Source organism: Streptomyces rubellomurinus, assembly GCF_000961885.1.
Taxonomy (GTDB): Bacteria; Actinomycetota; Actinomycetes; order Streptomycetales; family Streptomycetaceae; genus Kitasatospora; species Kitasatospora rubellomurina.
Map to the genome: position 1 here is coordinate 20,522 of NZ_JZKH01000047.1, position 14,081 is coordinate 34,602.

Here is a 14,081-nt window from a genome sequence, read left to right on the forward strand (position 1 = left end):
TGAGTGCCGGTCAGGACGCGCCGTAGACCGCCGCGAGGTTGTCCCGGGCCGGGCGGGTGCGCCCGGCCGGCCCGGCGGCGAAGGCGCGCAGCACGTTCTCGGTGACCCTGCGCACCAGGTCCCCGGCGTGCGAGTCGATCCCGTGGTCCGCCCTGCCGCCGCCGGGGCCGTTCGCGTCCAGGGCCTCCACCCAGCGCATCGTCCCGCTGGCGAACACCCCGGCGCCGCTCGGCACCGTGTAGTAGGCGGTGTCGGAGTGCGAGCGGCGGCCCTCGCAGACCACGGGGGAGTGCGCGACGACCTCGATCGGGCGCGGGGTCGGGAAGCCGGTGTCGACCCGGTCGTACTCGACGCCGACCAGGTGCGGGAACGACGCCCCGACCGTCACGCCGGTGCCCTCGAAGAGCCAGTGCTCCGGCGAGGTGACCACGTACGGGGCGTCCACCGGGTAGCCGTCGTAGATGACGCCCAGCAGCGCGCTCTCCGGGTCCGCGCCCGGGCCGGCCCGGAAGTCGGTGGTCGCCGGCGCGCCGGCCTGGTGGCCCGGGTCCTGCGCCCAGGCGTCCTTGTAGCAGACCACCGCGCGGTCCGGGCCCAGCCCGGTCGGCTCGAAACGCACGCGGCGGAAGCAGCAGTTGGCACCCAGCACCGCCAGGTTCGTCCCGGCGTCGCGGGCCGCCGCCACGTTGGCGCGCTGCTCGGGCGACCAGTACTCGTCGTGGCCCAGGGACAGGACGGCGCTCGCGCCCTTGAGCAGGCCGGGTTCGCGGGCCACGTCGATCCCGGTGGTGTACGCCAGCTCCAGCCCGAGCTTCTCGGCGAGCGCGACCAGCGGCGCCTCGTACACCAGGAACAGCCCGGCGCCGTGGTCGTAGTCGTACGGCCGGTCGAAGACGACCGTCAGCGAGCGGGTCGCCAGGGTGCCGGTCGGCCCGTTGTAGAGGCTGTGGCCGCCCCACTCGTTGTAGGCCTGCCAGGTGGCCGGGGCGCTCATCACGACGGTCCGGCCGGCCGTGACGGCGGAGCGGACGGTGAGCGGGACGTAGCGGCGGCCGGAGCCGTCCTCGGCGTCCAGGCGCAGCAGGTACGCGCCCTCGGGCCAGCCGGCGGTGTCCACGGCCAGGGTGCGCTGCCAGCCGGTGAGCACGGTGCGGGTGGCCCGGTCCACCTGCGGGGCGGCCTGCCGGGTGCCGGGGACGTGCTCGCGCCGCCAGACCAGGCGGGCGCGGGCTCCGCCGTACCAGCCCATCCGGTAGGCGGAGACGGTGAAGGCGGGGGCGCCGGTGGACACGTGCAGGCCGAAGGGCTCGCCGGGCAGCACGCTGACCCGGTCGGCGAAGCCCTCGATCGCGTCCGCCGGGCCCGGGTCGGTGATCTCCCAGCCGGGCGTGCCGGGCAGGGCGCGCTCGTCGGGTTTCCCGGCGTCGCCGGCCGGGCGAGCGGTGGCCGGGTGGTCGGGGCTGGGCGCGGGCGCGTGGGCCGACGGGTGGGCGCCGCACGAGGTGGCGGCGGCCGCCATCAGACCCAGGCCCAGAATCCCCCGCCGGCTCGGCTCCGCCACCGTGTCCTCCCGCTGTCGTTGCTTGTCGCTAGGTGCGCCGGTGCGCTCACCGAGTCGACCGCGTCAACTGATCGCGTCAACTGATCGCGTCAAGGCGCCGGCACATCCTTACCCCTTTCGGGCGGTACGACCCGACCGCCGCGCCGGGTGGCCGACCCGGCCGAGCCGATCCCGCCGGCGCAGAGAGCCGTTCGGGCGGAGCACAGGCGTGTCCGCCCCGTGGCTCCCCGGCGACGGCGCCCACCCCGCCTAGCCTGACCAGGCCCGCCGTCCGGCGGCCAAGGGGGCCCGGCAGCCGCGGTGCGGCCGGCCGAGATCGTGGACAGGGGTGTACGTGGCGTCGTCGGGATCGGTCGAACCGGGGATGGCTCCTCCGACGCGGGGCACGAGGTTCCGGGCGTGGATGCTGGAAGGCCTGTCCGACATGGCCAAGCAGCACCCCGGACCGCACGCGCAGGCACCGGAGCACGAGGGCCAGTCCTGGTGGCGGGTCATGTGCCTGACCGGTGTGGACTACTTCTCGACCCTCGGCTACCAGCCGGGCATCGCGGCGTTGGCGGCCGGCCTGCTCTCGCCGGTGGCGACGATCGTCCTGGTGATCGTCACCCTGCTCGGAGCCCTCCCCGTCTACCGGCGGGTGGCCCGCGAGAGCCCGCACGGCGAGGGCTCCATCGCGATGCTGGAGCGGCTGCTCTCGTTCTGGCAGGGCAAGCTCTTCGTGCTGACCCTGCTGGGCTTCGCCGCCACCGACTTCATGATCACCATCACCCTGTCGGCCGCCGACGGCGCCGCGCACCTGGTCGAGAACCCGCACGTGCACAGCGCCCTCAGCGGAAAGCAGATGCTGGTCACGCTGGTCCTGATCGCCCTGCTCGGCGCGGTGTTCCTCCGGGGCTTCGGCGAGGCGATCGGGGTCGCCGTCGTCCTGGTCGCCGTCTACCTGGCGCTCAACGTGGTCGTGGTGGTCAACGGCCTGTGGCACGTGCTGAAGTCGCCGCACGTGGTCACCGACTGGTCGGACGCGCTGACCGCCGAGCACGGCAACGTGATCGCGATGGTCGGCGTGGCCCTGACCGTCTTCCCGAAGCTCGCACTCGGCCTCTCCGGCTTCGAGACCGGCGTCGCCGTGATGCCGCACATCAAGGGCGAGCCGGACGACACCGAGGCCGACCCGGTCGGCCGGATCCGCGACGCCCGCAAGCTGCTCACCACCGCGGCCGTCATCATGAGCGTCTTCCTGATCGCGACCAGCTTCATCACGACCGTGCTGATCCCCGCCGACGCCTTCAAGACCGGCGGCCAGGCCAACGGGCGCGCCCTGGCCTACCTCGCCCACGAGTACCTGGGCAGCAGCTTCGGAACCGTCTACGACCTGTCCACCATCGCCATCCTCTGGTTCGCCGGCGCCTCCGCGATGGCCGGCATGCTCAACCTGATGCCCCGCTACCTGCCGCGCTACGGCATGGCACCGCACTGGGCCCGCGCGGTACGGCCGCTGGTGATCGTCCTCACCCTGATCGCCTTCCTGGTCACGTGGATCTTCAACGCGAACGTCGACGCCCAGGGCGGCGCGTACGCGACCGGCGTGCTGGTACTCATCAGCTCGGCCGCGATCGCCGTCACCATCGCCGCGTACAAGGCCGAGCAGCGGCGCTGGACGGTCGGCTTCGCCGTGATCTCCGGCGTCTTCCTCTACACCACGGCCGTCAACATCGCCGAGCGGCCGGACGGCGTCAAGATCGGTGCCTGCTTCATCGGGGGGATCGTGCTGGTCTCCTTCCTGTCCCGGCTCAAGCGCTCCTTCGAACTGCGCGTCACGGGCGTGGCGCTGGACGAGACCGCGGAGCGCTTCGTCCGCGACTACACCCACCGCCCGCTGCGCCTGATCGCCAACGAGCCGAACAGCCGGGACCTCGCCGAGTACCGCGACAAGCTCCGCCAGATCCGCGCCGACAACGACATCCCGGCCGAGGACGACCTGGTCTTCGTCGAGGTCACCGTGCTCGACCCGTCCGACTTCGAGGCCGAACTGACCGTGCACGGCGAGGTGCTGCACGACCGCTACCGGGTGCTGGCGCTGCAGAGCTCCAGCGTGCCCAACGCGCTGGCCGCGCTGCTGCTCCAGGTGCGCGACCTGACCGGACAGCAGCCGCACATCTACTTCGAGTGGACCGAGGGCAACCCCTTCGCCCAGTTCCTGCGGTTCTTCCTGTTCGGCCAGGGCGAGATCGCCCCCGTCACCCGCGAGGTCCTGCGCGAGGCCGAACCCGACCGCCGCCGCCGCCCGGCCGTCCACGTCGGCTGAGCCGGGGTCAGCGCTCCTCGTCCTGGAAGGGCTCGTCCGACCATCGGAACCGAGCGCGGTCGCCGCGTATGTGCAGCAGGAACTCGGCGGCGGGCCCGGCCGGGCCGACCAGGGTGAGGGCCCCGTCGATCCGGTCGTAGGCCAGCTCGAACGCCTCGTACTCCTCGGCGTCGAGCAGTGCGGCCGATTCGTCGAACCAGGGCTTCACCTCGGCGAAGCCCGGCCGGGGCAGGAACCGGCCGTCCGTCCAGGCGAACTCGCTCTCATCCACGACGATCTCGCCGAGCAGCTCCTCGCCGCGCAGCAGCCGCCACGTCCCGCCCGTGCGCATCGGTGCACCCCCCCGTTCCGGAATCGTCCGGGCCCGTTCGGCGGGCCCGGACGGGAGTCTTGCACCCGGCACTGACAGTTCCGGTCGGCGCCGGATCAGCGGGCTGGGCGGGACTTCGTCCAGGCCGGTGCGACGAAGGCCACCAGGGCGACGGCGAAGCCGAGTTGGAGGAGGTGGCGGATCCAGTCGATGCCCGAGGTGTGGCGGACGCCGATCCAGCCGGAGACGGCGTTGCCGAGCCAGGCCCCGGCGGCGCCGAGCAGCATGGTCAGCCACCAGGGGATCGACTGCGGTCCGCGCAGGATCAGCTTGGCGAGCAGGCCCAGCACGAAGCCGATGAGCAGAATCCACAGGAGCTGGAACATCGCGGTCCACCTTCCCCGTCGACGACGCGGTTCGTCCCAGGATCGCCCGAGTCGGCCGGGCGGGCACGTCGAGGAGCCGCCCGGGTGGGCCCGTGCCCGGTGGGGAAGGGCGAGATCGGGCCGCCGGGTGGGCCGGAAAGACACTGTCCACGGAGTATGCCGCGGGCATAGAAAAGGGGGCCGTGACGCGGACATCCCGCGTGACTTCCGAGAGGACCCCCCATGACCCGACTTCGCGCCGTCGCCGTCACCCTCGGCTGTACCGCCGCCGCCCTCGCCCTGACCATGGGCTCCGCCCAGGCCGCCCCCGGCGACACCACCAACGTCTGCGCCTCCACGCTGACCCCGAGCGGCTACGTGGACGTCCAGTGGTGGAACAGCGCCGGCTGCGGCTCCGGGTTCGCCCCGAACGCCAAGCAGATCAAGCAGCTCACCGGCCTGCCGGTCGGCACGGTCGTCAACGCCTGTTCGTCCACCTACCCGCCGGCCGGCTGGACGATCGTCAGCAGCTTCTACAGCTCCAGCTGCCAGTACTCCTCGGTGCCGAGCTTCAACAACAACTCCTGGCAGCTGAAGCGCACCTCCTGACGGCTGCGCGCGGTGACGGGGCGGTTCGGGGGGCGGTTCAGACGTCCCGGACCGCCTCGACGGCCTCGCGGACGTCCGGTTCCGGGTCCTGTGCGAGGCCGTCCAGCAGCTCGGCGACGCCCGGGGTGGACCAGTTGTGCACCGTCCACACCAGTTCCCTGCGCACGGCCGGGTCCGGGTGGTCGGCCAGCCGGGCCAGGGCGTCCAGCGGGCCGCGCCGACGCAGGCCGAACCAGTGCAGGGCGGCCCGCAGTTCGTCCGGGTCGCCCGGGTCCCCGGCCGCCGCGATCCGGGCGAGCAGCACCGGGACGGGCGGCGGCGGTCCGTCCAGCGGGTGCGGGTGGCGTTCGCGCAGCCGGCGGTCGCCGTAGCCGCCGCGACCACGGCAGCCGATGCAGGTGCAGGGGCGGCGGCCGTGGGCGTCCGGCAGGTAGCGCCAGCCGGCGACCTGCGGCACCGCGCGGACGCGGTGCACCTCGCCGGCCGCCACCGCGCGCGGCAGGACCACCTCCCAGCCGCGCGGATCGGGCAGCGCGGCGATCCGCGCGACGGCCTCGGCGGCGGTGTGCCACCGCTGGGCCTCCTTGGCGCGGTCCCGGTAGTGCCCGACCAGCACCTCCTGCGCGTCGTCCAGCCGGACGTGCACCGCGACCAGCGCGCCCTTCGGGTGGAACCGGGCGAGCTCGCGCACCCACTGGTGGGTGAGGGTGTAGGAGGGCAGCACCGGGAAGCAGTACACCCCGCGCGTGTCACCCTGGGCCCAGCTGCCGGCCCGGATGCCGGAGCGGCGGATGCGCGGCGCGTTCGCGGCGTTGGTCAGATGCACGAACATGGCCATGGCGGGCGATGCTAGTGCCTCGAACGGCCCGCGCTCCAACGGTTATCGCGTGCCGACGGCCCGGTCTGCGGTGGCCCGGTCGAGGCGGCCCGTCAGCTGCCGCCGGTCCGCCGGTCGATCAGCGCGGCGAGGCCGTCCAGGATGCGTTCCAGGCCGAAGCCGAGGGCCTGGTCGCGTCCGTCCGGGTCGGCCATGGCGTCGGCCAGGGCGGGGTAGCGGTCGGCGTGCCGGAGCACCACGGAGCCGAGTGCGGCCAGCAGTTCGGCCTCCGGGGAGCCGCCCGGAGCGGACCCCCGGGCCTGGAGCGCGATGCCGCGCACGTGCCCGGCGAGCAGGACGGCGGCGTCCATCCGCTCGGGGCCGGTGAGGCCCTTGCCCTCCAGTGCCGCCACCACCCGCTCCAGCCAGGCGAGTTCCCGGGGGCCCAGCAGCCGGGGGCCGACCGTGGCGTCCAGCAGCCAGGGGTGGCGGCTGAAGCGCTCGGTCAACGCGTGGGCCCAGGCGGTGAGTTGATCCCGCCAGTCGGCGTCGGCCGCGGCCTCGGGAGGCTCGCCGCTGACCGACTCGACCATCAGCGCCACGAGTTCGGCCTTGCCGGGCACATAGCGGTAGAGCGACATCTTGGTGAAGTCGAGCAGCCCGGCCACCTTCTGCATGGAGACCGCGGCCAGCCCCTCGGCATCGGCGATCTCGACACCCGCCGCCGCGATCCGCTCCAGGCTCAGCGCCGGCTTCGGCCCCCGGGTCGGCCGGGCCGGAGGCCCCCAGAGCAGCCGAAGGCTCTCGTTCACCGTCTCGCTCACGTGCCGCTCCCGCCTGGGGGCTTGCCCCTCCGACCAAACTGCGTCTACCGTACACAACAACAAACAGTGTCCTCTGGACACAGTTTTCGGTGCGCAGTTTTCGACCGTGATCCCCGGTCGTCGGACGGAGCGGATTCCATGAACACCAAGGTCCTGATCTCGGGTGCGGGCATCGCCGGCCCCGCCCTCGCCCACTGGCTCGGCCGCTACGGCTTCGAGACCACCGTCGTCGAGCGCGCGCCCGCGCTGCGCGGCGGCGGCCAGAACGTCGACTTCCGCGGCCGCACCCACCTGACCGTCCTGGAACGGATGGGCCTGCTCGACGAACTGCGGGCACTCGACACCGGCGGCAGCCCGATCACCTTCGTCGACCCGGACGGGCGCCGACTGCTCCACCTGCCCGCCGAGTTCGCGAGTGGCGCGGTGGAGCTCCCGCGCGGCGAACTGGCCCGGCTGCTGCACCGGCACAGCAGCGCCCGCGCCGAGTACGTCTTCGGCGACTCGATCACCGCGCTGGCCGAGCACGCGAACGGCGTCCGGGTCGAGTTCCGGCACGGCGCGCCGCGCGACGTCGACCTGGTGATCGGCGCGGACGGACTGCACTCCACCGTCCGGCGCCTCGCCTTCGGCCCCGAGCAGCACTACGTCCGCCACCTCGGCTACTACGCGGCCACCTGGCACCTGCCGAACGACGGCACGCTGCCGGCCACCGGATCGGTCGGGCTCAACGTGCCGGGCCGACTCGCCTCGCTCGGTGCCGACCACCGCGACCCGGGCCGGGCCGGGGCCTTCTGCCTCTTCGCCTCGCCCGCCCGCGCGTACGACCGGAACGACCCCGAGCAGCAGAAGGCCCTGATCCGGCAGGCCTTCGCCGGGCTCGGCTGGCGGGTGCCCGAACTGCTGGCGAGCCTGGACACCGCGCCCGAGCTGTACTTCGACGCGATCAGCCGTGCCGACCTGCCCGCCTGGTCCACCGGCCGGATCGCCCTGCTCGGCGACGCCGCCTGCGGCGCCACCATCGGCGGCATGGGCACCGGCACCGGTGTGGTGGCCGCCTACGTGCTGGCCGGCGAACTCGCCCGGGCCGGCGGCGACCACCGCACCGCCTTCGCCCGGTACGAGCGGCTGCTGCGCGACTACGCCCGCGGCTGCCAGAAGGGCGGCGACCGCACCGGGCCGTTCCTGGCGCCGCGCACCGCGACCGGGCTGCGGCTGCGCAACGGGCTGCTCAACCGGCGGTGGGTGCTGCGGAGGATGCTGGCGCTGGGGGAGCAGGTGTCGAGCGTCGAACTGCCGGACTACGAGCGGGAGCCGGGGCTCAGCGCGGCGGGGTTCAGTGCGGCGGGCTGATGCGGGTGCCGCCGTCCAGCGTCGCCTCGACCTGGACGGTGGCGCGGCCGGGCCGTTCGAGGGCCAGGGCGTGGTCCGGCACGGCCCGGTCGGCCGACCAGTCCGGGCCCTTGACGGTCAGCCGTGCGACCCGCCGACTGCCCGCCGCCAGCAGGAACTCCGTCCCCTGCGGGGAGCGCCACCAGGCCCAGGCCGCCACGTCCGGCTCGAAGCGGCTGCAGGCCCGGCCCGGGCCGCCACCGGTGCGCTGCGGGGTGCGGGAGGCCGGCAGCAGGACGGCGGTGGCGGCGCTGCCCGCGCCGTCCCAGCGGTCGGCGCGCAGGCAGTACCAGGTGGCGGACCCCGCGTTCTGCGGCAGCTGCTGGTTCGCGAAGGCCCACAGGCTCAACTGCCGGACGCCCGGCGTGGCATCCGGGACGGCGCAGCCCGCGCGGGCCCAGGCCTGCAGGGCGTCCTGGCCGGTGGCCTCGGACGGGGACGGCGACGGCGGCTGGGTCTGGGACGGGGACGGCGTCTGGGCGCGGTCCGGCGGTGACCAGGTGAGGTGCGCGGGGACGAGGCCGCCCAGGTCGGCCAGCAGGACGCCGGAGCGCTCCGCGAGCTGCGGCGAGGAGTGCAGCCGGAGCACGGTGGCGCCCCGGCAGTCCGCGAACCCGCCGCCCGGCGCCGCGGCGGTCACCCCGTCCGGGTGCTCCAGCGGGTGGGCGGGGGCGTCGGGTTGGTCGATCCGGCGGGTGTCCGCGTCCTCCACCCAGGGGGCGAGCAGGTACCGGACGGCGGTGCCCTGACGGCGCAGCACCACCGCGCCCGCCGTCGCCGGATCCGGGTCGTCGGCGCGGGCGAGGTCCAGGCCGCCGCCCTGGCCGTCGCTGTACCGGGCGATCCGCTGCCCGTCGAACAGCACCACCACGCCGGTGCCGTCCACCGTGCCGGCGTACAGCAGGTGCGGCGGCGCGGTCGGCGGGCCCGGGTCGGTGCCCGGCTCGGCACGGGTCCGCGGGCCCGGTTGCGCCCAGGAGGCCAGCGCGCGGCCGAGCAGCGCGCCGTCCTCCCGGCGCTCGCCCCGGGCCGGCCAGGCCGTGAAGTCGACCCGTGTCGTGTGCTGCCACGCGTCCGGTGCCACCCGGACCAGCCGGCCCGGATCGGCCGCTCCGCCCGGCGGCGGCGCGGCGGACGGCCTGCCGGCCGGCTCGGCCGGTCCGGAGGCGCCCAGGACCGCCGCCGTGGTGGTCAGCCCCAGCACGCCCACCGCGAGCGCGGCGGCCAGCGACCGGCGGCGGCGCAGCAGGTCGGTGGGCTGCACCCGGACCGCGCAGGGGTCGAAGGCGGGCGCGTCCGGGCCCGGCCCGGCGGGCACCTCGGCGGCTGCGGCCACCGCCGCCTCCGGTCCTGCCGCCCCGGCCTGCCGCAGGACGTCGACGGCGGCCTCCGCGCTCAACCCCTCGACGGCGCGCAGCGCGAACGCGGCCCGGGCCGGGGCGTCCAGCGCGGCGAGCGCCCGGTCCAGGGCCGCGTCCTCCTCCCCGCCGTGCGGCGTGAACAGCCGCAGACCCCACACCCGGGGCGCCACCACCCGCCGCACCGGCCGCGGCCGCAGCGCGGTCCGCAGCACCCGCAGGCGCAGTGCGGCGTACACCTCGTCCTCGCCGGGCGAGGCGAGTGTCGGAGGCGCTGCGGGCGAAGCGGCGGACTGGGGTGCGGCGGACTGGGGTGCGGCGGACTGGGGTGCGGCGAGCGGCGCCTCGGTGCCGCGGGACCAGCGGGAGGGCAGGGCGCGCTGGGCGGCGGCGTGCGCGGCCAGCACCCGGCTGTGCCGGTCCCGGTCGGCGGGCAGCGCCAGGTAGGCGATCCGGACCAGCCGGCGGTAGTGGCGCACCAGCGCGGCCTCCGCCCGGACCACCGGGCGCTGCGCTGTGCCCGGGCGCGGCCGCAGCGCGCTCACCGTCCGTCCTGCCAACAGGCCCTCCCGGCGCCGTCCGTGCTGTCGTGGTGGACGGTTCAACGAGTCGATCATGTGATGGTTGCGCCGTCCGTGGAGCCCTCCCGTCCGCACCGGAGCCGGTGCGAGGGCGACGCGCCCGGTCACCCCGCCCGGAGGTGCGCGCCGGACGCTTCCGGGCCCGCGGCCTCGTGGCATACCGCGTTCGGCGCGTGTGCGCGGCTCAGGGGCCAAGGTCCCACCCGTTCGGCCCCTTGGCCCCTGGCCTTTCGGGCCGCCGGGAGCGATGCTGCCGGTACCGGCCGGGCCGATCCGCGCCCGGCCTGACCAGCGTGGTGGACGAGGTGAACCGGCGTGCGGCATGCCACCGTCGAATCTGTGATGACCAGCCCCGTGGTGCTGGTCGCGCCCGAGACCGGGTTCCGGGAGATCGTCGCGCTGCTGGCCGAGTACGACATCACCGGGATGCCGGTGGTGGACCCGGACGGGCGGCCGCTCGGCGTGGTCTCGGAGGCCGACCTGCTGCGCACGCTGGCCGCGCAGGAGGACCCGCACAGCCCGCTCCCGGCCCCCGAGCCGGCCCGGCTCGGGCGCGGCGGCGCGGTGACCGCGGCCGATCTGATGACCGCGCAGCCGGTCTGCACCACGCCCGGCACCAGCGTGGTCGCGGCCGCCCGGCTGATGAGCCGGCACGGGCTGAAGCGGCTGCCGGTGCTGGACGAGGAGGGGCGGGTCGTCGGCATGGTGAGCCGCGGGGACCTGCTGCGGGTGTTCCTGCGCGAGGACGTGGTGATCCGGCGGGAGATCGTCGAGGAGGTGCTCGGCCGGATCGAGGGGGTCAGCCCGGCACAGGTCGGGGTCGAGGTCGACCAGGGCCGGGTGGTGCTCAGCGGGACCGTGCCGGAGCCGCACCTGGTGCCGATCGTGCTCAACCTGTGCCGCTCGGTGGACGGCGTGGTCTCGGTCACCGACCGGCTGGAGGCGGGCGACGCGCCGACACCGGTGGGCTGACGGACCGTACGGACCGTGGGGGGCGGCCGGTCCGCGTTGCGGACCCGGTTGGTCCCGTTCGCATACTGCGGAGCGTATCGGGTAACTCACTCTGTGTGCCCGGCGTGTCGGACTGCCGGGGCACCGGAGCATTGGGGAGGCGGCCGTGACCGTCGTGTTCGACGCGGACTTCACTTCGACCAGGCAGTGGATCGCCGGGCGTAGCAGCGCCTACCCGAGAATGGGGCCGACCAACCGGAGCGATCACAAACTCGACTACCTGAGCCGCGAGTACTGCCCCGGCGGGGTGTTCGCCGCCCGCCGGCGGCGCGCCGGCGGCCTGTGGACCTGCAACCTGCTCACCACCGAAGGCAGTCCGGAGGGTTTCCAGTTGCGCACCGGGGACGTGCTCTCGGCGACGGTGACGCTGCCCGTCGAACTGGGCGCCTGGCCCGCGATCTGGACCTGGCGGGACGGCGGGAACGAGGTCGACGTCTTCGAGTACCACCCCGACAACCCGGACCTGCTGGAGATCTCCAACCACGTCCGGGGCGGCTTCCGCTACTGGCACGGCGGCAGCGCCGGGATCGGCCCCGGGGCCACCTTCGGTCTGCGGGTGGTGCTCGGCGCGCACTCGGTGGACTGGTACGTGGAGGAGGAGCTGGTCTACGCGGACCTGCACGGCGTCGGGCCGGCCTGGCACGCCTACCTGATCGTCAACCTGTCGGTGGCGGACGGGATCTACCACGACCGGCCGCCGCTGGACGGGCCGGACCGGCTCAGCTGGGTCTGCCACAGCCTGCGGGTCGAGCGGTGACGGGCGGCGGTGGGCCCGCGACGTCCGTAATCACGGCGGGAAGGAGGCCGTGATCGGACCGCGCGGGCCGCTGCGCTGGAACCAGACGGTGCGCCGGTACGGGCCGATGTGCGCCGGCGCGGCCACGTACAGGTCGTCGCGGGGAGCGCGTTCGTTGCCGGGGGCCAGTGCCGCGTCCACGGCCTGGTCGGCGATCGCGCGCAGCAGGGCGGTGGCGGTGGCCTCGGCCGCGTTGGGCGCGATGGCCAGGGCGGTCAGCGCGGCCCAGAGGGGCAGCGAGACGTAACTGATCGGGGAGCCGCCCAGCGCCGGGTGGGGGCTGCCGTCCCCGTGGCGGCGCAGCACCCCGGCCGCGACGAGCCGCTCGGGCGAGCGCAGGTCGGGCGGTGGGTGGTGGGTCATGGCCGCAACGTACCCCGCCGGGCCCGGTCCTCGTGCCGAAACGATTTCTCAGGCTTTCCTCATGCCGCTTCCCGCCGTGGCGGGCGCACGATGGTGATAAGGCGCTGATCGCCTCGGCGGGCCCGAAGGGGCCGGAGGAGGAGGTCCTGATGAGGCACTGGCACGGATTCGGGCCCGGGTTCGGGCACGGTCACGGTTTCGGGCGCGGCCACGGGCTGAGCGGCTGGGGCATCGGGCTGATGGCGGTCGGCTCGCTGCTGGTCCTGGCGCTGTTGGTGCTGCTGGTGGTCCTGCTGATCCGGTACCTGTCGCGCTCGCGGCAGCCGGTCCCGCACGGTGCGGCGGGCCCCGGCGCGGCCGGGTCGCCGGGCTGGGCGTCCGGTGCGTCCGGGACGGCGTGGCCCGCCGGGACCGGTGGTCCCGGCGGGTCTGCCGGGGTTGGTGGGCTGCCGGGGGCGTACGGGCCGACGCCGGAGCAGCTGCTCGCGGAGCGGTTCGCCCGCGGCGAGATCGACGAGGCCGAGTACCGGCGCAGACTCGACACGCTGCGCTCGGCCAACGGGCCGGGTGCGCCGGGTACGCCGGGTGCGCCGAGCGGGGGGTGACTGGAGGCCACCCCCCGGGGGGACTACTCGACGACCAGCTCGACCGGGATGTTGCCGCGGGTGGCGCGGGAGTACGGGCAGACCTCGTGGGCCTGCTTGACCAGCAGCTCGCCGCTGCCGTCCGCGAGCGCCTCGGGGAGCTCGACGCGCAGGACGACGGCGAGGCCGAAGCCGGCGCCGTCCTTGCCGATGGAGACCTCCGCGGTGACCGAGACCTCGCTGGTGTCCACCCGGGACTGGCGGCCCACCAGGCCGAGGGCGCTGGCGAAGCAGGCCGCGTATCCGGCCGCGAACAGCTGCTCGGGGTTGGTGCCGTTGCCGTCGCCGCCGAGTGCCTGCGGCATCGCCAGCGCGAGGTCCAGTCGGCCGTCCGAGCTGACCGCGCGGCCCTCCCGGCCGTTGGCGGTGGCTGCTGCGGTGTAGATCGCGTCCATGTCGGTTCCTTCGGTCTTCGGTGGAGTGCTGCCGTCGTTTGCTGGTGCTGCTGGTCCTGCTGGTGCCGGGCGGAGCCGGCCCGGTTGCCCGGGCCGTCCCTGCCGTGCAGTAAGTAGAGCACGCAATTCAATTGCGCACAACTCAATGGCGTGAAAGTGATCGGTACCATTGGGGGCATGACGACGCTCCCCGGCATGGCGGACGAGGACCTGCTCCGCCTCGACCAGCAGATCTGCTTCTCCCTGAACGCGGCCTCCCGCGCGTTCGGCGGCGTCTACCGCGTCCTGCTCAAGGACCTGGGGCTCACCTACCCGCAGTACCTGGTCATGCTCGTGCTCTGGGAGGACGGCGACCTGCCCGTCAAGCGGATCGGCGAGCGCCTTCGGCTCGACTCGGGCACGCTGTCGCCGCTGCTCAAGCGGTTGGAGGCGGCCGGACTGGTGCGCCGCGAGCGCAGCCCGGAGGACGAGCGGTCGGTCACCGTCCGGCTCACCGCCGAGGGCTCGGCGCTGCGCGGGCGGGCCGGCCAGGTGCCGCGCCGGCTGCTCACCGCGACCGGCCTGCCGGTCGAGGACCTGGCCGCGCTGCGCGCGCTGCTGGACCGGGTCACCGGTGCGCTGGACTCGGCGGTGGTGGACCCGGCGCCGTAGGGCCTGTCAAGTCGGCCGGCGGTGGAGTGTGATCTGGGTCACTCTGGCGCGGTTCGGTGTCGGTCGATCGAGCCGAACCGGCAGGTCAGCGGCCATGTTCGA

At 74.6% G+C, this 14,081-nt stretch carries 15 protein-coding genes; 7 read left to right on the plus strand and 8 right to left on the minus strand.

Annotation, left to right across the window (positions count from 1 at the left end):
* Positions 1-10 precede the first annotated feature (10 nt).
* Entirely contained in the window at positions 11-1,519 is a 1,509-nt protein-coding gene (locus VM95_RS41725; protein ID WP_244178892.1) for a N,N-dimethylformamidase beta subunit family domain-containing protein, read from the minus strand.
* Positions 1,520-1,925: 406 nt separating this feature from the next.
* Here VM95_RS41725 and VM95_RS22200 point away from each other — a divergent pair, with 406 nt between their 5' ends.
* A complete protein-coding gene (locus tag VM95_RS22200) occupies positions 1,926-3,866 on the plus strand; it encodes an APC family permease (protein ID WP_045699642.1) in 1,941 nt (646 codons plus the stop codon).
* Positions 3,867-3,873: 7 nt separating this feature from the next.
* Here the strand turns inward: VM95_RS22200 and VM95_RS22205 are convergent, their stop codons facing one another.
* Positions 3,874-4,197 carry a hypothetical protein gene (locus VM95_RS22205; protein ID WP_045699643.1) on the minus strand — a complete coding sequence of 108 codons (324 nt, stop codon included), beginning with the start codon at positions 4,195-4,197 and terminating at the stop codon, positions 3,874-3,876.
* 95 nt (positions 4,198-4,292) lie between these two features.
* Positions 4,293-4,562, minus strand: coding sequence for a GlsB/YeaQ/YmgE family stress response membrane protein (locus VM95_RS22210; RefSeq protein ID WP_045699645.1), 270 nt, complete (start codon positions 4,560-4,562; stop codon positions 4,293-4,295).
* 222 nt (positions 4,563-4,784) lie between these two features.
* Between VM95_RS22210 and VM95_RS22215 the strand changes: the two genes are divergently transcribed.
* On the plus strand, positions 4,785-5,150 hold the full coding sequence (locus tag VM95_RS22215; protein ID WP_045699647.1) for a hypothetical protein: 366 nt from the start codon (positions 4,785-4,787) through the stop codon (positions 5,148-5,150).
* A 37-nt stretch (positions 5,151-5,187) separates the two neighbouring features.
* On the opposite strand, the gene VM95_RS22220 is transcribed toward VM95_RS22215, so the two are convergent.
* Entirely contained in the window at positions 5,188-5,988 is an 801-nt protein-coding gene (locus tag VM95_RS22220; protein WP_208615508.1) for a HEAT repeat domain-containing protein, read from the minus strand.
* A gap of 92 nt (positions 5,989-6,080) precedes the next feature.
* Positions 6,081-6,791, minus strand: a complete 711-nt coding sequence (locus VM95_RS22225) for a TetR/AcrR family transcriptional regulator (protein ID WP_045699650.1) — start codon at positions 6,789-6,791, stop codon at positions 6,081-6,083.
* 138 nt (positions 6,792-6,929) lie between these two features.
* On the opposite strand from VM95_RS22225, the gene VM95_RS22230 reads away from it, so the two are divergent.
* Entirely contained in the window at positions 6,930-8,141 is a 1,212-nt protein-coding gene (locus VM95_RS22230; protein ID WP_045699652.1) for an FAD-dependent monooxygenase, read from the plus strand.
* On the opposite strand, the gene VM95_RS22235 is transcribed toward VM95_RS22230, so the two are convergent.
* Positions 8,125-10,098 (minus strand): hypothetical protein, encoded by a 1,974-nt coding sequence (locus VM95_RS22235; protein ID WP_157882164.1) that lies wholly within the window; start codon positions 10,096-10,098, stop codon positions 8,125-8,127. The two genes, VM95_RS22230 and VM95_RS22235, sit on opposite strands and share 17 nt — an antisense overlap.
* Positions 10,099-10,461: 363 nt before the next feature.
* Between VM95_RS22235 and VM95_RS22240 the strand changes: the two genes are divergently transcribed.
* Together VM95_RS22240 and VM95_RS22245 are read left to right on the plus strand one after the other, a co-directional pair.
* Entirely contained in the window at positions 10,462-11,091 is a 630-nt protein-coding gene (locus VM95_RS22240; RefSeq protein ID WP_244178888.1) for a CBS domain-containing protein, read from the plus strand.
* Between the two features lie 145 nt (positions 11,092-11,236).
* Entirely contained in the window at positions 11,237-11,887 is a 651-nt protein-coding gene (locus VM95_RS22245) for a LamG domain-containing protein (protein ID WP_052706955.1), read from the plus strand.
* Positions 11,888-11,917: 30 nt separating this feature from the next.
* On the opposite strand, the gene VM95_RS22250 is transcribed toward VM95_RS22245, so the two are convergent.
* Entirely contained in the window at positions 11,918-12,289 is a 372-nt protein-coding gene (locus VM95_RS22250) for a hypothetical protein (RefSeq protein WP_045699660.1), read from the minus strand.
* A gap of 149 nt (positions 12,290-12,438) precedes the next feature.
* On the opposite strand from VM95_RS22250, the gene VM95_RS45670 reads away from it, so the two are divergent.
* Positions 12,439-12,894 (plus strand): SHOCT domain-containing protein, encoded by a 456-nt coding sequence (locus tag VM95_RS45670; RefSeq protein ID WP_045699662.1) that lies wholly within the window; start codon positions 12,439-12,441, stop codon positions 12,892-12,894.
* 23 nt (positions 12,895-12,917) lie between these two features.
* Here the strand turns inward: VM95_RS45670 and VM95_RS22260 are convergent, their stop codons facing one another.
* Complete coding sequence (locus tag VM95_RS22260) at positions 12,918-13,328, minus strand: organic hydroperoxide resistance protein (protein ID WP_045699665.1); 411 nt, start codon at positions 13,326-13,328, stop codon at positions 12,918-12,920.
* A gap of 177 nt (positions 13,329-13,505) precedes the next feature.
* Between VM95_RS22260 and VM95_RS22265 the strand changes: the two genes are divergently transcribed.
* Complete coding sequence (locus VM95_RS22265; protein WP_045699668.1) at positions 13,506-13,979, plus strand: MarR family winged helix-turn-helix transcriptional regulator; 474 nt, start codon at positions 13,506-13,508, stop codon at positions 13,977-13,979.
* Positions 13,980-14,081 lie beyond the last annotated feature (102 nt).

Bases quoted from the DNA above. Each gene is read 5' to 3' on its own strand.
- VM95_RS22220 (WP_208615508.1), bottom strand. From the start codon at position 5,988: ATGGCCATGTTCGTGCATCTGACCAACGCCGCGAACGCGCCGCGCATC.
- VM95_RS22205 (WP_045699643.1), bottom strand. From the start codon at position 4,197: ATGCGCACGGGCGGGACGTGGCGGCTGCTGCGCGGCGAGGAGCTGCTC.
- VM95_RS22250 (WP_045699660.1), bottom strand. From the start codon at position 12,289: ATGACCCACCACCCACCGCCCGACCTGCGCTCGCCCGAGCGGCTCGTC.
- VM95_RS22260 (WP_045699665.1), bottom strand. From the start codon at position 13,328: ATGGACGCGATCTACACCGCAGCAGCCACCGCCAACGGCCGGGAGGGC.
- VM95_RS22240 (WP_244178888.1), top strand. From the start codon at position 10,462: ATGACCAGCCCCGTGGTGCTGGTCGCGCCCGAGACCGGGTTCCGGGAG.
- VM95_RS22265 (WP_045699668.1), top strand. From the start codon at position 13,506: ATGACGACGCTCCCCGGCATGGCGGACGAGGACCTGCTCCGCCTCGAC.
- VM95_RS22230 (WP_045699652.1), top strand. From the start codon at position 6,930: ATGAACACCAAGGTCCTGATCTCGGGTGCGGGCATCGCCGGCCCCGCC.
- VM95_RS45670 (WP_045699662.1), top strand. From the start codon at position 12,439: ATGAGGCACTGGCACGGATTCGGGCCCGGGTTCGGGCACGGTCACGGT.
- VM95_RS22200 (WP_045699642.1), top strand. From the start codon at position 1,926: ATGGCTCCTCCGACGCGGGGCACGAGGTTCCGGGCGTGGATGCTGGAA.
- VM95_RS22215 (WP_045699647.1), top strand. From the start codon at position 4,785: ATGACCCGACTTCGCGCCGTCGCCGTCACCCTCGGCTGTACCGCCGCC.
- VM95_RS22210 (WP_045699645.1), bottom strand. From the start codon at position 4,562: ATGTTCCAGCTCCTGTGGATTCTGCTCATCGGCTTCGTGCTGGGCCTG.
- VM95_RS41725 (WP_244178892.1), bottom strand. From the start codon at position 1,519: ATGGCGGCCGCCGCCACCTCGTGCGGCGCCCACCCGTCGGCCCACGCG.